Source organism: Rhodanobacter sp. UC4437_H4 (assembly GCF_052978425.1).
The window spans coordinates 3,389,370-3,407,567 of sequence record NZ_CM129673.1; the positions used below are offsets into that span (position 1 = coordinate 3,389,370).

At 66.4% G+C, this 18,198-nt stretch carries 14 protein-coding genes; 2 read left to right on the forward strand and 12 right to left on the reverse strand.

What is annotated here, in order from left to right; all coding sequences use genetic code 11:
• Positions 1-69: 69 nt before the first annotated feature.
• Complete coding sequence (locus ACVCL3_RS15215) at positions 70-1,065, forward strand: hypothetical protein (protein WP_447099852.1); 996 nt, start codon at positions 70-72, stop codon at positions 1,063-1,065.
• Positions 1,066-1,359: 294 nt separating this feature from the next.
• On the opposite strand, the gene ACVCL3_RS15220 is transcribed toward ACVCL3_RS15215, so the two are convergent.
• From ACVCL3_RS15220 to ACVCL3_RS15260, 9 genes are all read right to left on the reverse strand, one after another.
• Entirely contained in the window at positions 1,360-1,704 is a 345-nt protein-coding gene (locus tag ACVCL3_RS15220) for an antibiotic biosynthesis monooxygenase (RefSeq protein ID WP_395119908.1), read from the reverse strand.
• 291 nt (positions 1,705-1,995) lie between these two features.
• A complete protein-coding gene (locus tag ACVCL3_RS15225) occupies positions 1,996-2,508 on the reverse strand; it encodes a hypothetical protein (protein WP_447099853.1) in 513 nt (170 codons plus the stop codon).
• Positions 2,509-2,562: 54 nt separating this feature from the next.
• Positions 2,563-2,943, reverse strand: a complete 381-nt coding sequence (locus ACVCL3_RS15230; RefSeq protein ID WP_447098299.1) for a hypothetical protein — start codon at positions 2,941-2,943, stop codon at positions 2,563-2,565.
• 67 nt (positions 2,944-3,010) lie between these two features.
• The gene (locus ACVCL3_RS15235; protein ID WP_447099854.1) at positions 3,011-3,355 is read right to left on the reverse strand and encodes a hypothetical protein; all 345 of its coding nucleotides are present in this window, start codon (positions 3,353-3,355) and stop codon (positions 3,011-3,013) included.
• Between the two features lie 67 nt (positions 3,356-3,422).
• The gene (locus tag ACVCL3_RS15240; protein WP_447099855.1) at positions 3,423-3,671 is read right to left on the reverse strand and encodes a hypothetical protein; all 249 of its coding nucleotides are present in this window, start codon (positions 3,669-3,671) and stop codon (positions 3,423-3,425) included.
• Positions 3,672-4,112: 441 nt separating this feature from the next.
• The gene (locus ACVCL3_RS15245; RefSeq protein WP_447099856.1) at positions 4,113-6,464 is read right to left on the reverse strand and encodes a glycoside hydrolase family 31 protein; all 2,352 of its coding nucleotides are present in this window, start codon (positions 6,462-6,464) and stop codon (positions 4,113-4,115) included.
• 205 nt (positions 6,465-6,669) lie between these two features.
• Complete coding sequence (locus ACVCL3_RS15250) at positions 6,670-8,250, reverse strand: alpha-amylase family glycosyl hydrolase (protein ID WP_447099857.1); 1,581 nt, start codon at positions 8,248-8,250, stop codon at positions 6,670-6,672.
• Positions 8,251-8,264: 14 nt separating this feature from the next.
• Entirely contained in the window at positions 8,265-9,770 is a 1,506-nt protein-coding gene (locus tag ACVCL3_RS15255) for a tryptophan halogenase family protein (RefSeq protein ID WP_447099858.1), read from the reverse strand.
• Between the two features lie 124 nt (positions 9,771-9,894).
• Positions 9,895-12,813, reverse strand: a complete 2,919-nt coding sequence (locus ACVCL3_RS15260) for a TonB-dependent receptor (RefSeq protein WP_395119899.1) — start codon at positions 12,811-12,813, stop codon at positions 9,895-9,897.
• Between the two features lie 480 nt (positions 12,814-13,293).
• On the opposite strand from ACVCL3_RS15260, the gene ACVCL3_RS15265 reads away from it, so the two are divergent.
• Positions 13,294-14,916, forward strand: coding sequence for an alpha-glucosidase family protein (locus tag ACVCL3_RS15265; RefSeq protein ID WP_447099859.1), 1,623 nt, complete (start codon positions 13,294-13,296; stop codon positions 14,914-14,916).
• 151 nt (positions 14,917-15,067) lie between these two features.
• On the opposite strand, the gene ACVCL3_RS15270 is transcribed toward ACVCL3_RS15265, so the two are convergent.
• From ACVCL3_RS15270 to ACVCL3_RS15280, 3 genes are all read right to left on the reverse strand, one after another.
• On the reverse strand, positions 15,068-16,720 hold the full coding sequence (locus ACVCL3_RS15270) for a M28 family metallopeptidase (protein WP_447099860.1): 1,653 nt from the start codon (positions 16,718-16,720) through the stop codon (positions 15,068-15,070).
• Between the two features lie 385 nt (positions 16,721-17,105).
• Positions 17,106-17,540 carry a PepSY domain-containing protein gene (locus ACVCL3_RS15275; protein ID WP_447099861.1) on the reverse strand — a complete coding sequence of 145 codons (435 nt, stop codon included), beginning with the start codon at positions 17,538-17,540 and terminating at the stop codon, positions 17,106-17,108.
• 208 nt (positions 17,541-17,748) lie between these two features.
• The gene (locus tag ACVCL3_RS15280) at positions 17,749-18,141 is read right to left on the reverse strand and encodes an HU family DNA-binding protein (RefSeq protein WP_395119894.1); all 393 of its coding nucleotides are present in this window, start codon (positions 18,139-18,141) and stop codon (positions 17,749-17,751) included.
• Between the last annotated feature and the right edge of the window lie 57 nt (positions 18,142-18,198).

Consider the following 18,198-nt stretch of genomic DNA (forward strand, 5'->3'; position numbering starts at 1 on the left):
AGGATTCCCCCGGCAGCGACGTACAGGACCTTGGAAGCCGCGGATCGTCCGCTGGCAGGAGGTCCTACCATGCGCAACACGACTCTCATCAACAAGACTGTCACCATCGGCCTGCTCGCCGGCACGCTTGCGCTCGCCACGGCGATACCGGTGCATGCCCAGGTGCTGGGCGGCGCGCTCGGTGGTGGCATCGGCGGTGGCTTGCGCGGTTCCATGCCGACCACCATGGACCAGATCGGTGGTCGCATCGACGGCGCCGCCCGCGGCATGGGCAATCTCCATGCTCCCGACGTGAACCCCCGTGCCGCCGAACGTCGCGCGCCGCACCAGCGTGCCGCGGCAGCCGCCGATGCGGCCACCGGTGCCGCCGCGCAGGCCACTCGCCAGGTGAACGGCCAGGCGGGCGCGGGTGCGGCCGGCAGCCTCGCCGGCTCGGTCGCCGCCAACCCCGCCGGCAACGGCAACGCGGTATTGAATGGTGCAGGCGAACTGGGTTCTTCCGTGAATGGCGCCATCGACGCCAGCGGTCCGCGCCAGGCCGCCACAGATGCCGCCGGTCAGGCCGCCGGCTCGACGCGTTCAGCCGTCTCGACGGCCAAACGCGGAACCCGCAACGCGCTGGATCGCGTGCAGAGCGCCCCGGCGAACGCCGAAGCCGCGGCCAGCGCGGGCCTGGACACCGCCGGGAGGGCGATCGCCAACGGCGCCCAGTCGGTCAGCGCGGACGGCTCGCTCGGCGCGGCTGCCGCAGGCAACGCGGCGCGGACCAGCCCGGTAACCACGGACGCCGCGCAACAGCCGTCGAATGACTCGACGCCCCCGTCGTCGGGCCTGCTACCCCAAGCAGCGGATGCCGCACGCCGCGCCGGCAATGCATCGCTTGACGTCTCCGGCTCCGGCGCCGCCCACGGCACCACCGACGCCAACGCCGGCCCGGCCGCCCAAAGCAACGGCTCGGCCAACGCCGGCGGCCACGCCAACGCCCACGGCTCGGCCCGCGGCGGCCTCTCCGCCTCGGCACAAGCCAACGGCGACGCCGGTGCCAGCGCGGATGCGCAGCACTGAGTCCGTAGTGCAACTTCCGCGGCCTGCCGCGAACCCTGTCCCGGGTTCGCCGCAGGCCGCGGTTCGCTCCCCGCCTTCATCGCGGCCCGCGCCGGGATGGCGAGAAGGCAGGCGGGCAGGAGGCAGCGGACGAGGATCGTCGCAGGGGTGAGAAAGAGTGCGCGATGCATCCAGTTGACACGCGAAAGGCGGCACCGGAGCCGCGCTTCGCGAACGTGCCGCGCAAACTGCAGCAAGAATCAGGCCCGCAGGAATCCCGCTGGCGTGCAGGCCGTCCATGGCTGCCGCGTCATTTCAGATGCCCTCGCGATGCAGTGCATCGAGGTAGTCGGCCCTTGTGTCGAGCGTGATCTCCGGAAGGCTCTCCGCGATGGCGGCCTTCATCCGGCGGCTGGCTTCCTCGTCGAGAGGACCGAGCGCAAAGATGTCGCGGCGCACCTGCGCGCTGGGCCACTGCGCATAGCTGTACCACAGGCCGTCGGAACCGCGATGCAGGCGAGAACCGAGCGAACCGCGCAACCGAAGCAACTCGGTGATGCGGGACCAGCCTTGCACGAAGTCGTCCTCGGCGCCGGCATGCAGACGCCAGCGATACAGGACGATGAAGCAGTCGGTGGCAGCGGACGGTCTCGACGTCATTGCAGTCTCGGGCTGATGACTTGCGCGTGAGTTGAACCCGGCGCGAAGCTGGGCGAAGCACGCGATACGGCAAACCGGCACGAGCTGCCGGCCAACGCCTGAATTGAGCCGAGCCGCGAAGCGGCTTCGGCTTGAATGAATTTTTAGCCCGACATTCTTCAGGGTCGATCTTGGCCAATGCCGCCTCGCGCGAGCGAACCATCGAACGGTTCATTTGGTGATCACGCAAGGTCCCGCAACCGACGAGTCCGGTTAGAAGAACTGCGGCTGCGAGAATCTTCCACATGACCCCTAACGCTTGGGTTGAGCGGCGGCGTGGCCGTCCGCCCCGAATGGGTGGTTAGAACCCAACGCGCGACGCCAAACGAAGAAGAACGCCAGCGCACCCGCGAAGCCATGCAACCCGAAGAACACAACGCTTTGTGCGTAGCTGAGCCAGCCATACAAAGTCTTTTGACCGTTTACAACGAAGTCTACTGGTGTGCCGTACCAGTTACCTCCCGACGAAAATCCAGCGTACTCGGACCAACCATAGACGGCTACCGGGAGCGCAGCGACAACCAAACCAATTGTGCCGAGAGACCACCACGACAGGTACTTGAAGTGCCGAAGAAGCAGGAGCGAAGGAACGCCAACAACGACGACGAATGGCACGGCGAGAACCGCAGCAAACATAGGGATACCGAACAACTCGTTTGGAGAGACATGGCCGCCAGCTATTAGTACTGGCAAAAGGAACCACGCAAACAGAACGAAAGGCTGGATCGCAATTGCTGCAATGGTGGCGAGCAAGATGGCTTTCATTGGCTCTAACGCTGGAATTGAGCGGCGGCGAAGCCGTCCGCCGCGAATGAAATGTTAGATAGCTGGCGCACTGCGCTGCGCGCGCTTGGCAAGAGCCTGACCAACGAATACACCAATTACTACTGCCAGTGCGGACAACACAATGCCGAGCAGGTTGATTTGAGCAATAGCCAAGAAAGACGCCTGACCAGCCGGTGCGGCGATGAAGTAGAGGAGACAGACGACGAGAAGCCAGCCCACGAACCACAAGCCGAGCGCGGGAAAGACAAAACCCCGACGCGCTATGAAGGAACCGATCGTGGTTGCGAGGAAGCCCAGAACAATCGATTGCAGAAGGGGATTAAAGGTGAAGTTGGCCAAGGATATCAGCTCACCAGCTACGAGACCGAATACAGCCGCCGCGGCGAGGCCAGAAAGGATTCTCTTCGTGTCCATTGCGAACTCTCCTGTGCGATGACGCTGGAGTTAAGCGGCGGCGAAGCCGTCCGTCTTGAACGAGCTGTCAGACATAGGCCCAGACGGCCCACGTGCCTATTGGAACTAGCGCAAACAGCACCACGACGCCCAGACATCCAGAGCCCCGCCCTGACGAACCACGTACACCATAAGACTCGTGCTCTTGCGGCGGATGCGACTGGAGCCACTTGTGGTGGCAAGACTGACAGAAGAATTTTGTCTTGCCATTGCGCCATGCCTCTGCAGTGCGGTTGGTGTGAAGTGCCTGTACACCGCAGCGACCACACTTGAAGGACTTGGAGGGCGGCATGCGCTTTGGAATGAGCTTGCCGATGAAGCCGACCACGATCACCAAGGCGACGCCAATGCCCAATATGGCCTCAGTACTCATCAGACAGCATCCCTATGCCTAACGCTGGAGTTGAGAGGCAGCGAATCCGTCCGCCTTGAACGAACGGTCAGGCATCGCTGCCGCGATCACCCTGCTGCATTTCTGGTGTGTCCTTGCAGATTGCGCAGTGCTGACCTCTACGAGATTGATAGAGTCTGCCCACCGTGAACACGATTGCCGTGATGGCGCCCCATATTGCAGCTTGAGTCACGGAGTAAGACAAATCATGGCCTTTGAGCATTTGCGCTGCGCCGATGATGACGAACGCGCCAACGAGAACGGTAAAAAAGCGCTTGATCCAGAATGCGGTACCCACCGAGATGCTCCCCATGAGGCCTAACCGCCAAGTAGACCCAACAAAGTGGGTGTTGCTCAGAGTATGCGGCGGTGCCCCTGCTCGCACAAGCAGACGATTCTCGCGTTGGAACAGGGGTTTGCGTGCATGGCAGGCGGGGCAGGGTGTGGGCATCTCCCGTTGTTGTCAGCGACTTTCGGGCCGGCATGAATTGCCGGAGCACGCATGACGGTGTAACGGCGGCGCAGAGTCTGCGCTTGGTTTGGCGGAAACTGTATGCCTTTCGTTCCGGCGCGCCGGTTCGCGGCCGCGACGGGGGGCGGGATGTTCCGAGGCGGTCCGAAGATGCCGCCGTCCCCGCGGAAGCAAAGCTCGATGGGCCGTTTGTCAGGATGCCCGCCTGGCCGGTCCTTCGGCCGTTCGGGGGCGTGCTTCGTGGGCGTGACCGGGGAAGTTGTGCGCTTATCGCCGGTCGTGCAGCGTGACCGTCGTTGTCTTGCCGGCGGGCAGGCGCACCCACGTCACCGGACCGTAGCGATCCCTTCCGGTGGCCCAGCCTGCGGTGTCGGTGCGTTGCAGGGTTGCGGCGTCGGCTTGTGCGGCCAGCGGCTTGCCGTCGACTTGCACGGCTTGTGCGGTGTGGCCGTGGATCTTCAGCAGCCAGGTGCGCAGGGCGGGGTGGAAGCTGCCTTCGGGGTTGCCGGTCCGGAAGGTCACGGTGTCGCCATGTTGCTGCAGGGAAAGCGACTGGCGGAAGTACGCGCCGTGTTCGTAGGCGTAGGTGCTGCCGTCGTCGTCGTAGTAGTCGAAGCTCGTGCGCTGGTTGGTGGGGAAGGCGTCGATCGAGACTTCGGTGACGGGTTTCTGGCCGACGTAATCCATCACCGGCTGGGTCGGGATGATGGCGCCCGCGCGCACGAACAGCGGGATGTCGCTCCAGTGGGTGGCGTCGATCGCCAGCGAGATGGTCTGGCCGCCCGTGTAGGCCTTGCCACTGAACCAGTCGAGCCAGTGGCCGGCCGGAAGATAGATGGATTTCTCGGTCTGGCCTCGCTCGACCACCGGCGACACCAGCAAGTAATCGCCGAACAGCCAGCTGTCGACGTCGTTGGCGACCTTCGGATCGTGCGGCCAGTCGAACAGCAGCGGACGCACCAGGCCGACGCCGTCGACGTGGCGGGCGTACTCGTAGCTGTAGATGTAGGGGATCAGCGCGTAGCGCAGGCGGATCGCCGCGGTGGCGGCTTTCTCGGCGACGGGGCCGTAGACCCAGGGCTGGCGTTTTTCGTCGAACGCGCCGTGCACGCGGAAGATCGGGGTGAACGCGCCGAACTGGATCCAGCGTGCGTAGTTCTCGTTCGACGGGTGGCCCTTGAAGCCGCCGCCGTCCATGCCCCATTGCATGGCGCCGACGTTGATCGCACTGAGCATGCGCGCGCGCTGGCCGGCCATGCTGGCGAAGCCGGTGTCGATGTCGCCCGACCAGAGGCCGTAGGCGTAGCGCTGCGAGCCAAGCCAGAAGTTGCGGTTGACCGACCACACGCGCAGCTTGCTCTGCGCGCGCTGTGCCTCATACAAGGCACGCTGCATGTTCATGAACTCGGTGTCGCTGCCGGTGGTGTCGGCCTCGTCGTTCCACCAGCCGACGATGCCTTGGTCGAAGCCGTACTTCATCGCCAGCTCGGCGAACCAGGTGCGCGCGGCGGGGATGTCGAAGTCGATGTTCTTCACCGGTTTGTGCGAGAAGTAGTCGTCGCTGACTTTCTCGCCCGGCACCCAGAAATCGTGCTCCGTCGCGTAACGTCCCTCCACCGTGTCGACATGGAGGCGCGGCTTCATGATGCCGGTGAGCTGGATGCCGCGCGCGTGCAGCTGTTTCGCCAGCGCGCCGCCGGGGCCGTCGGGGAACTTGGCGGGGTTCCAGCGGAACTCGCCGTAGTTGTCCTCGCCCCAGGCCTTCCAGTCGAAATCGAGGGTGAAGTTGTCGATCGGGATGTGCCTGGCGCGGTAGGTGTCGACGATCTGCAGGAGTTCCTTCTGGTCGATGCCCCACTGGCTGTTGGTGAAGCCCATCGCCCATTTCGGGAACAGCGGCGTGTGGCCGCTCAAGTCGGCGACCGCGGCGAAGATCGCCTTGGGCGCGCCGACGATCACGTAGACATCCAGCGGCGCCGCCTCGGGTGCGGCGATGTCGATGCTGGCGGGCGCCAGCGTGAAGTGGCCGCCGTCGATGTCGGCCAGCACGGCGTAGCCGGCGGTGCTCCACGCCAGCGGCGCGCCGGCCCAGCCCTGCTCGCCGGCCTTGGCCTCCAGCTTGCCCTGGCGCAGCATGCCGGCGCCGACATCGCTGGTGAAGGCGTCGTAGCCGCTGACGCCATACATCGGATCGCCGGCCGCGTGGCCGAGGCTGAGCTTGCCGTGCGCCAGCGCGCTGACGTCGGCGATGTGCAGCAGCACGTGGTCCTGCGCGTCGGCGATGGACAGGCTGTGCGCGGCGCGGTCGTAGCGCACGCGCACCTGCGGCGAGTCGAGCGTGAGCGCCGTGGTCGCTTCGCCGGCGCCGGTCGGCGCGGATGCGAGCGCGGGGTCGATCACCATCGAACGTGCCGGCGACTTGCCGTCGACGAGCGCGCTCAGGTGCACGACGTTGGCGGCGGGCAGGGTGATGCGCACACTGCCGGTGTCGGTGGGGATGTCGATGCGCTCACTCGTTGTCGAGGAGGTGGTGGGTGCCTTGGCCATGGCCGGGACGGCTGGGGCGAGCGCGAGCATCGTGGCGAAGATGCCGGCGAGCAGGGCGGACGATCGGATCATGAGTGGGCTCCGCAGTGGGGTCGGTGCAGGCTTGCGTTCGAGTGGGAGCCATGTCCCTTCCGCAGGAGCCCGCTCGCGCGCGATGCTCTTGGGCCGGAATTCGGGATTCGGTCCTTCGACAAGCTCAGGATGGCGGGTTCGGGATCCGGCAAAGCCAGAGCATCGCCCGCGAGCGGGCTCCTGCCGTGGTGGCGGTTCTCGCGATTCACTTGGTGCTGGCCGATGCCGTTTGCAGCACCGCCGAGCCGTACGCCGGCAGGTGCAGCACACCTTGCGCCAGCGTAGTCGCGTCCTCGGTACGGGCGCGCACGCCGGCATAGCGTTGCAGGTCGTGCGCAGCGAGCCGGATGGTTTGCGCGCTGCCGGACAGGTTGTGCACCACCAGCACCGCACCGTGCGCATCACGCAGCTCCCACGCGATTAATTGCGGGTTGCCCAAGTCGCGCGTGGTCAGCGCGCCATCACGCAAGGCGCCGATGTGACGGCGCCAGCCGATCAGTTCGCGATAGCGCGTCAGCAGGGAGTGCGGATCATCCTGCTGCGCTTGCACGGTGATGTCCGGGCCGTCGCCGGCACTGAAAGCCTTCCAGTGCGTCTGGTCGGTGCCTTGCGGATCGCGATACCAGCGCATCGGCTCGCGCAGGTCGGGGTCGGGCTTCTTGCCGCGCATGCCGAGTTCTTCGCCGTAGTAGATGAACGGCTCGCCGGGCAGCGTGAGCAGCATCGCTGCGGCGATACGCATCTGCTGCGGGTTGTCGTGCAGCTGGCTCATCACGCGTTCCTGGTCGTGGTTGGACAGGAACGGCACGTCCACGCCGTACTTGCCGGTGACCGCGTGATAGGCCCGGGTGGTGCCGTCGAGCAGGGCGGGCAGCTTGCCGGCGTGGCCGCTGCGGGCGCTTTCGATCAGCTGCACGGCCAGCGGGAAGTTGAACACGCCGCTGAGCGGCTTGAACCACGGCGCCAGCTCGGCCTCGGTGTCGCGGGTGACTTCGCCCACGACATAAGCCTGCGGATCGACGCTGTCGATGCCGTGGCGGAACTCGCTCCACCAGGCGAGGTTCTTCGCCAGGATCTTCGGGTCGTGGCGCTGGTTCTCGAAGTCGTAATAGACGTGCTGGGCCGCGTCGAGGCGGAAGCCGTCGACGCCGCGCTTCAACCAGAACCGGCCGATGTCGATCATCTCCTTGCGCACGGCCGGGTTGTCGAAGTTCAGGTCCGGCATCTGGTCGACGAAGATGCCGAGGTAGTGCTGCTTGCCCAGCGCGTGCCACGCAGGCGAGCCGGTGGCGCTCACCGCATCGAGATCGGTGTGCCTGTTCGACCACTGGTACCAGTCGTGGTACGGGCTGGCCGGATCGCGCGCGGCCTTGAACCACGGGTGCTCGCTGCTGCTGTGGTTGATGACCAGGTCCATGATGATCCTGATGCCGCGCTTGTGCGCCTCGGCCAGCAGGCGGTCGAAGTCGGCCAGCGTGCCGTACTCGGGGTTGATGCCGCGGTAGTCGGTGACGTCGTAGCCGTGGTAGCTGGGCGAGGGATTGATCGGCATCAGCCAGATGCCGCTGACGCCCAGCGATTGCAGGTAATCGAGTTTCGCGGTGACGCCGTTCAAGTCGCCGATGCCGTCGCCATTGGTGTCGACCCAGCTGCGCACGAAGATTTCGTACCACACGTCGGAGGCGGCCGGCTTCGTGTCCGCGGGTGCCGGCCTGGTGGCGGCGATTGCCGGGCCGGCGATGAGCAGGGCGAGCAAGGCGAGCAGGGCGAGGCGTGATCGAGGCATGGCGAGGTCTCCTTCTAGGGGTCGACGCGGCAGTGGTCGGCGACGAAGCGGGCGTGGTCGGGCATGCTGGCGGCGGCGCGGCCGACCAGGGTGCGGATGTCGCCGAGGAAGCCATCCAGTTGCGTCGCATCCAGTGCGTCGGCGAGCGGGTGATACGCCTGCGGCTCGATGCGCTGGCCGATCATCACCTGCAGCCAGGCGACTTCGGTGAACAGTTCCTCGCGCTCGCGGAAAATCTGTCCGTGGCCGCGGAACAGCGTCAGCTTGCGGGCCAGTCCGGGCGGAATCTCCATGGCCGCGCACTGGCGCCAGAACGGCGTGTCGTCGCGCTCGGTGGCCTTGTAATGCAGGATCAGGAAATCGCGGATGCTTTCGTATTCGAAGCGGGTCTGGCGGTTGTACTCGTCGACCAGCACCGGATCGCATTGGCGGTCGGGGAACATTGCCAGCAGCCGGCTGATGCCGGACTGGATCAGGTGGATGCTGGTCGATTCCAGCGGCTCCATGAAACCGGCGGCGAGGCCCAGCGCCACGCAGTTGCGTTGCCAGGCGTGGCGCCGCATGCCGGTGGTGAAGCGCAGCGGGCACGGCTCGCCGATCGCCTCGCCGTCGAGGTTCGCCAGCAGCGTCGCGGCGGCCTCGTCGTCGCTCAGGTGCGCACTGGCGTAGACCAGGCCGTTGCCGGTGCGGTGTTGCAACGGCACGCGCCATTGCCAGCCGACGTTGCGCGCGGTGGCGCGGGTGTACGGCCACAGCGGTTCGCTGCGCGCGCAGGCCACGGCCATCGCTCGGTCGCACGGCAGCCAGTGCTGCCAGCTTTCGTAGCCGGTGTGCAGCGCGCCTTCGATCAGCAGGCCGCGGAAGCCCGAGCAGTCGATGAACAGATCGCCTTCGATGCGCTCGCCGCTGGCCAGTCGCACCGATTCGATGAAGCCGTCGCCCTCGCGCAGCTTCACCTCCACCACCTTGCCTTCGGTGCGCGTGACCACGGCCGGATCGCAGCGCTTGCGCAGGTACTGGCCGTACAGGCCGGCGTCGAAGTGGTAGGCGTACTTGATGCCGCCCAGCGGCGTGTCGCCGACTTTCTCCATGCGCGCGAAGCGGTGCTCGTTCGCCGCCTGCGTGTTGAGCGAGTAGGCCCACAGGTCGCTGTCGGGATCGCGCCGGCGGTTCCGCAACCAGTAGTGATGGAAGCCGATCAGCCCCAGCGGCAGGCCGATGTCGCTGAAGGCGTGCAGGTAGGAGTCGCCGAGCCGTCCGAAGTTGTTCAACTGCACACCCAGCTTGAACGTGCCGTGGGTGGCCTTGAGCATGTCGTCCTCGTCGATGCCGAGGAACGCATTGATGTGGCGGATCTGCGGGATGGTGGCCTCGCCCACGCCGACGATGCCGATCTCGTCCGACTCGATCAGGCGGATCTGCACCGCCTTGCCCAGCGCCCGGGCGAGCAGGGCGGCCGTCATCCAGCCGGCCGTGCCGCCGCCGACGATCACCACGCGTTGGATGGGTGCTGCGTTCATGCCGTTGCCGTTTCCCCGCTTGCGTCCGGCCCTGAAGTAACCCGCGCCGCCGCGCCTGTCAAAAAAAAGGCCCCGTTGATCTTGCACAACGGGGCCCGCAGGGGAGCAGGTGTGCTGCTCGGTCTTACTGGAACTTGTAGGAGACCCCCAGTTCGTACATGCGGCCGTAGCGTTCCCAGGTCAGCACCTGGCGCGGGTCGTTGTTCTGGAACGTGGTGAAGGTCTTGTTGGACAGGTTGGAACCCTGCGCGATCAGGGTCAGCCCCTTCAGCGAGCCGGAGTCGAAGCTGTAGCTGACCTGGGCGTCGTAGGTGCTGCCGCCCTGGATGGTCTGCTCGATGCGGCTGGCGCTGATGCCCGACACGCGGCCCAGGAAGCTGGAGCGGTAGCTGTCGCTGATGCGCGCCTCGAAGCCCTCGTGCTGGTAGTACAAGGTGCCGTTGGCGACCCACTTGGACAGGCCCGGCACGGTGATCGGGTCGGAGTTGCCCGGGTACACCAGCGAGCTCTTGGTGCGGTTGCCGGTGACGATCACGCCGAAGCCGTTCAGCGGCTGGGCGATCAGGTTGAACGGCAGGTTCAGCGTGAGCTGCGCGCCCTTCACGTAGCCGCGGCCGTCGTTGGTCGGGCCGGAGACGGTGCCCAGCGTGGTGCCCAGCTGGCTCAGCTGATCCGGCGTCAGGCCGAACGGCAGGAACGAGCTGAAGTCGTACAGGTAGGCCGCGTTCGGGTTGATGTAATCCTTCAGCTTGATGAAGTAGCCCGACAACGCGACGTAGCCGCCGCTGCCGCGGCACAGGTCGGAGTTCTTCTGGTCGGCGGAGCTGCACTCGTAGCTGTTGCCGCCGGAGAAGTAGTGCTCGTAGCTGACGTTGTAGTTGTCGGCCATGGTCGGCTTGAGCTTGGCGTTGCCGCCGGACGAGCTGAAATAGGCCTGGTTCGGGTCGGTGCTTGTCAGGTGCGTGATGTTGCCGCTCACCGCCATGCTGGCGTTCATCTGGTCCATGCGCGGGCGGGCCATGGTGCGTGCGGCGCTGACGCGCAGATCATCGCTGGCGGTGAGGCCGAAGATCAGGTTGGCGCTGGGCAGGAACTTGTTGAAGCTGGTGCTGCCCACCACCGGGATCAGCGTGATCGCATTGCCGGTGACCGCGCTGCCCGGCGCCACGCGCTCGCCGGTGGCGCGCTGCGAGGTGTGCGAGGCCTGCACGCCGAAGTTGCCGCGCAGGCCGACGTCGCCGAGGTAGGTGTCCAGGTTGAACTGCACGAACGGGGTGAAGGTCTTCTCGCGCACTTCCCAGTTCGGCGGCAGGTTCAGCGAGGAGCCGAAGGTCGGCACGCTCTGCAGCGTGCCGCTGTCGAGCAGGTTGAACGGGTTGTAGCAGAGCTGCGAGGCCACGCCCATCCACGCCAGCGGGCTGCATGGTGTGCCGCTGAACGGCGCGGTGGTGACCGCGGTGCCGCCGCTGATGGTGCCGCCGCCCAGGGTGAGGAAGCTCTGGTCGATGTGGTAGGTCTTGTTGCGCGTGCTGTGCGCCACGCCGAATTCCACGCTGGCGATCGGGCCGCTGGCGAAGCTGCGCTGCGCGGCGAGGCGCAGGTTGGCAAGGTAGTCGACGGTGTGCGGCGCGTTGATGAAGCCGGCCTGCACCACGTCGTTGCCGCCGCCCCAGCCTTGCGGATCGGTCAGCACGACGCCCTGGGTGTAGTCGAGCGTCGGGAAGAAATAGAACAGGCCGCTGTCGATCTGGTTGAAGCCGATCGTGTCGAGTGCGCCGTTGGCCGCCGTGAAGCCGGTGCCGGAGTAGCTCTCCAGGTTGATGTCGTCGCGGGTGGCGCGCGAGTAGTTCACGTCGGCGTCGATCGACCAGTTCTCGTTGATGGTGAACTGGTTGTCCCAGTTGAAGTTGTAGACCCGCGCCTTGGTGCGGTTGTAGTCGTTGCGGATCACCGGCTTGACGTTGGTGTACGCAGCGCTGGTGATGAAACCGTCCTGCACCGTGCCGCCCGGCTGCAGCTGCGCGGAGCTCCAGAACAGCGGGAACTCCATGCCCTTGGCCTGCTGCACTTCCTTGAAATCGTCGAAGGTGAGGTCGACGGTGCCGGTGTAGTGCTCGTTCGGCCGCCACTGCACGGTGGCGAGCAGGCCGCTGCGCTTCATCGAATCGGTGATGCCGTAGTTCTTCGAGCCGCCGATGACGTAGTTGCCGTTGGCGTCGGTGGGGTAGCCCCACGGCTGCTGATGCTCGATCTGCGACGGGCTGTCTTCCAGGTCCACGCCCAGCGTCACGCCCAGCGTGTTGTTGGCGAACTGGTGCACCCACACGCCGTTGACGTTGTGACCCTTGTTGCTCACGCCCGGGCCGTCGGCGAGCTGCGACATGCCGTTCCAGATGTAGCGCGCGTTGATCGCCGCCTCCGGGCCGTTCTTGTCCAGCGGGCGGATGGTATGCATGTCCACCGTGCCGGTGAGACCCTGGCCGATCAGGTTTGCCGACGGCGACAGGTGCACCACCACGTTGTCGAACCAGCTCGACGGGTACTGGTCGAACTGCACGTCGCGGTTGTTGGAGGTGGACACCTGCTGGCCGCCGTTGATCAGCGCGGTGGAGAAGTCCGGGCCCAGGCCGTGGATGGTCAGCACCTGCGGACGGCCGCTGACGGTCTGCACGGCGAGGCCGGGCAGGCGACCCAGCGCATCGGCGATGGACACGCCCGGCAACTTGCCGACCTGCTCGGCGGACACCGCCTCGACGATGGTGCTGGCGTTGCGCTTCAGCGCGGTGGAGTTCTCGATACTGCTGATGAAGCCCTTCACCTCGACTGCCTGCAGCTGCTTGGCGTTGTCCTTGGCGGAGCGGCGGCGATCCTTGTCGGCCTTGGTATCCGTCGTGGTCGCATCCTGGGTCTGGGCGTCCTGGGCCTGGGTGTCCTGCGCAGCGGTCGCGCTGCTGGCCCGCGGGGCGGCAGCGTGGGCAGGAATGAATGCGCAGAAACCGACCGATGCCAGCGCCAAGGCAAGCACGTTGTGTTTGAGTATCACCGTTGTCCCCTCCCAGGGTAAGTACTGCAGGTCTTGTGACGATCGTGATGGTCTGTTCGGAACTCGCGGGCCGCTGCCGTCGAACATGCGGCGGTCGACTCCGTGAGGCCGATGTTAGGACGGCTGCGTCGGAGCGAGCCGTTCATGCATACGTATTCATTCTGCTGCGCCGCGTCGCAAGGCCTCGCCCGGGGCGTCGCGGCCTGTCGAAGCGGCATGTCTGCGCCGGACGCTGCGCGTCGATGCCGGAGCGGCGCGAATGCAGGCGCGGCGCGGCGTGCGCCGGTTCCGGCCGCTGTTCGTTTGGACGTCCAAACGCCGTGGTAGCCACTGATGCTGCGTAGCGGCAGCGGCGATCCATGAATACGTATGCACGATCGCGGCAGGCCTGTCTGCAGACGCTAAGCTGCTCGCCAACCCCGACAGGTTCGCCACGCGGCGTGTCCTGCAGCCCCGGGTGGCAACGGCATGGACAGGCGAATGAGCAATGCCCCGTGGTGGCGTGGCGCCATCATCTACCAGATCTACCCGCGCAGCTTTCTCGACACCGACGGGGACGGGGTGGGAGATCTGCCCGGCATCGTCGAGCGGCTCGACTACGTGGCCGAGCTTGGCGTGGACGCGATCTGGGTGGCGCCGTTCTTCAAGTCGCCGATGGCGGATTTCGGCTACGACATCGCCGATTACCGCGAGGTCGATCCGCTGTTCGGCACGCTGGAGGATTTCGACCGCCTGCTGCACAAGGCGCACGGGCTGGGGTTGAAGGTGATGATCGACCAGGTGCTCAGCCATACCTCGGCCGAGCACGCATGGTTCCGCGAAAGCCGGCAGAGCCGCGACAACCCGAAGGCCGACTGGTACGTGTGGGCCGACGCCCGGCCCGACGGCACGCCGCCGAACAACTGGCTGTCGCTGTTCGGCGGCAGTGCATGGCAGTGGGAGCCGCGCCGCGGCCAGTACTACCTGCACAACTTCCTCGTCTCGCAGCCGGACCTGAACTTCCACCACCCCGACGTGCGCGCGGCCACGCTGGACAATGTGCGTTTCTGGCTGGACAAGGGCGTGGACGGCATCCGCCTGGACGCGATCAACTTCTGCTTCCACGACCGCCAGCTGCGCGACAACCCGCCCAAGCCAAGCGAGCAGCGCGTGGGCCGCGGCTTCAGCCCGGCCAATCCGTACGCGTTCCAGTACCACTACTACAACAACACGCAGCCGGAGAACCTGGGCTTCCTCGCCGAGCTGCGTGCGCTGATGGACGGCTATGCCGACGTGGCGGCGCTGGGCGAGATCTCCTCGGAGGATTCGCTGGGGACGATGGCCGAGTACACCATGCACGGCCGGCTGCACATGGGCTACAGCTTCGAGTTGCTCACCGAGGATTTCAGCGCGGCGCACATCCGCGGCACGGTGCGCCAGCTGGAGGCGCAGATGACCGAGGGCTGGCCGTGCTGGGCGATCTCCAACCACGACGTGGAACGCGTGCTCAGCCGCTGGGGCAACGGCGATGCCTCGGCGCAGCTGGCCAACCTGTTCACCGCAATGGTCTGCTCGCTGCGCGGCTCGGTGTGCATCTACCAGGGCGAGGAACTGGGCCTTACCGAGGCGGACGTGCCCTACGAATCGTTGCGCGATCCGTACGGCATCGCGTTCTGGCCGCAGTTCAAGGGCCGCGACGGCTGCCGCACGCCGATGCCGTGGAGCGACGAGGACGCGCAAGCCGGTTTCAGCCATGGCATGCCGTGGCTGCCCGTGCCCGAGGAACATCGCGCCCGCGCCGTGGCGCAACAGCAGGGCAACCCGCAGTCCGTGCTCAACGGCTTCCGCACCTTCATGCGCTGGCGCCAGGCACACCCGGCGCTGCGCTGGGGCGACATCGAATTCCTCGATGCGCCCGAACCGGTGCTGGCCTTCCTGCGCCGGCTGCAGGGCGACACGGTGCTGGTGGTGTTCAACCTTGGCGCGTCGGCGTGCGAGGTGACATTGCCGCCGCTGCCCGGCAAGCCGTCAGCGATCGACGGCCATGGCCTGCAAGCCGGCACGATGCACGGTGGCGCCCTGCACCTGCCCGGCCATGGGGCGTGGTTCGCGCGGCTTTCCTGACCGGCCGCACGCCCCGCGCAGGAGCCCGCTCGCGGGCAATGCCTTTCACATGCCGAATCTCGCCGCAAGAGCATGGCGCGCGAGCGGGCTCCTGCGGTGGCGGACACGACAACGCCGCGCCGGCGACCGGCGCGGCGTTGGGTAAAGGCGCTTACTTGCGCTGATCCGCCGTGGCCTCGCGTGCGGCGCGGAACTCCGAGTCCTTGCTCCAGCCCGGCCACTGGTCCGAGTTCGCCAGCTGGTTGCCGACGGTGTAGAGCAGCTGCAGGTCGCGCGCCATGCCGGTGAACGGCCAGCTCGCCTGCCATTCGTCGGACGGCTGGTGGTAATGCTTCGCGGTGTACTCCCTGCCCGCGGCCTCGCCGGCTTTCACGCCGCCGTCGATGCGGTCATTGCCCGAGCCGAACGACACCGCCGGCACGCCGCGCTTGGCGAAGGAAAAGTGATCGGAACGGAAGAAGTAGCCCGCTTCCGGATGCGAGTCCGGGGTGTAGACCATGTGGAACTGTTTCGCGTCGGCGATCAGGTCGTCCAGCAGGCCGAGCTTGGCATTGCCGGAGATGGTGAAGTTGCGGGTGGGGCCGTGCGGGTCGAGCGCGTCCATGTTGATCACGCCGGCGGTGGTGGCCAGCGGGTACAGCGGGTGGCTGGCGTAGTACTCCGAGCCGAGCAGGCCCTTTTCCTCGGCGGTGACGTTGAGGAACACCACGCTGCGCTCCGGTTGCGGCGCGTGCGCGAAGGCGCGGCCCATCTCGATCAGCGCCGCGGTGCCGGTGGCGTTGTCCACCGCGCCGTTGTAGATGCGGTCGCCGGTGGCATCGGGCTGGCCGATGCCCAGGTGATCCCAGTGCGCGCTGTAGATCACGGTCTGGTCGGGGTGCCTGGAGCCGATCACGCGGCCGACGATGTTGTGCGAGGTGATCACGCTCTTGTCGACCTTGAAGCTGGCCGACAGGCTTTCGCCCTTCAGCGTGATCGGCTTGAACGCGCGCGTCTGCGCGAGCTTCTTGGCGCTGTCGAAATCCAGCCCCGCGTGCTTGAACAGCTGCACCGCCAGGTCGCGCTGAATCCAGCCTTCCAGCGGCACGTGCGAGTCGCCCGGCTTGTCGCGCACGATGTCGAACATGGTGTTGGTGTTGGAGTTCTTCACCGTGGCCCAGCCGTAGGAGGCCGGTGCGGTCTCGTGGATCACCAGCAGGCCCAGCGCGCCTTGCCGCGCGGCTTCCTCGTACTTGTAGGTCCAGCGGCCGTAGTAGGTCATGGCCTTGCCGCCGAAGTCGCCCTTGCCGGTTTCGAAATCCGGATCGTTGACCAGCACCACGGCGATCTTGCCGTGCAGGTCGACGCCCTTGAAGTCGTCCCAGTTGCGCTCCGGCGCCTTGACGCCGTAGCCGACGAAGACCAGCGGCGCATGACTGATGTCGACCGCGCTGGCGCCGTTCATCGGGGCGCGGATGGCGATCTGCTCGCCCTGGGTGAGCGGCTCGCTCTTGTCGCCCAGGGTCAGGCTGAGCGAAGGCTTGCCGATGATCTCGCTGCGCAGCAGCGGCACGGCCTGCGTCCACAGCCGCTTGCCGTCCTTGAGGTCGCCGCCCGGCTGCAGGCCGGCGGCCTTCATCTGCTCGACCACGTAGTCGATCGTGCGCGTCTCCGCCGGCGTGGCCGGACCGCGGCCCTCGAAGGCATCGGAGCTCAGCGTCTTGACCTCGTCGGAAAGTCGCTGCGTGCTGAAGGTGGGGACATCGGCAGCCTGTGCGCCGGCACAGGCGCCGATGATGAGCGCAGAGAGAATCAATCGCTTCACGGGCAATCCATCACGTGGGGGAGGGAAGCCCGATACTAGGGCAACGCTGATCAAGTATCACCACCGTCACCCACCCTCTTAAGTTCGCAGACCACAGGGCCGTCGGCGAAGGCAGACTGGCCGTCTTTCGAGGCGGCGGACCGAAGGCATGCGGACAGAGAGGGTGGGCCTCAACGTGTTGAATCTGAAATGATGAGGTGATGACTGGAAGGCCCGCAGGCGATGCCGCGCGGCTTGGCAAGACGGCCAGTCTTGCCGGCGCCGCGCAACACCACCTGCGGGCCCTCCAGTCATCATGACGGCGGCGATACTTGATCAGCGTTGCCCTGGTCAACAAGCCGGTACCGGTCCATGTCCCGGCGGATGCCCGCGGCGCCGGCTGTGCTCAGTCGATGCCGATCACCTTGCCGCTGTGCGCGTCGATGCGCAGCTTGACCTTCTTGCCGGCGGGGTTGTCGGCTTTGGCCTTCCAGATGCCGTCGTCGTAATCCACGTCGTGCACGTCGGTGTAGCCTTGGGTCGACAGCGCCGCTTCCACGTCGTGCTTGCTCAGCGTGGAGACTTGCGCATCGGGGTAGATCTGGCCGGTGCTCGCGTCGACGCGCACGTCCAGGTCGTTGCCGTCGGCGCTGTCCGCCTCGGCCTTCCACATGCCGTCCTTGAACTTGAGGTCGTGCACGTCGGTGTAGCCCTGGGCGGTGAGTCGGGCGCGCACCTGCGCTTCGGTCAGCGCCTGCTGCGCGAGCGCGCTCTGGAAAACGCCGAGCGACAGCGCGCCGATGCTCAGGGCCAGGGCCAGGGAGGGGATCGTCGGTTTCATGGCGCACCTCGTTGCTTGCGGAAAGCTCCGAGTCTTGGGTGCCCGACGAAAACATGCGGTGAATGCGGGCGTGAATCCCCGCCAACGGTTCAGCAACGTGAGGCGCCGCACCGCAAACGCGACGCCGCCGCCCGGTGGAGTGCCGGACGGCGGCGCGCGGGTGGATCAGACGGTATTGATCAACGCAGGGTTGATCAACGTGCGCACATCAGAGCGCGGCGTCCTTCAGCTTCTTCAGCGGGCGCACCTTCACCTTCACCGTGGCGGGCTTGGCGGCAAACACCTGCTCTTCGCCGGTGAACGGGTTCTTGCCCTTGCGCTTCGGCTTGGCGGCAACCTTCACGGCGTTGATCTTGAACAGGCCGGGCAGCGTGAACTGGCCCACGCCCTTCTTGTGCACCGAGGCGAGCACGGCCGACTCCAGGCCGGCGAGCACGGCCTTGACCGCCTTCGCCTCGACGTTGGCCTGCGCGGCGATGTGGGCAATCAGCCCGGACTTCGACAGGCTCTCGCCCAGCGGCTTGACCGGCGCGGCGGACTTGGCGGCGGCAGGCTTGGCAGCCTTGGCGGGAGCTTTCTTGGCAGTGGTTTTGGTAGCCATTAGTTGATCTCGATAGTAGGAAACCCCGGCTTTCTGGGCTCGGAGGCCTTGCGGCCC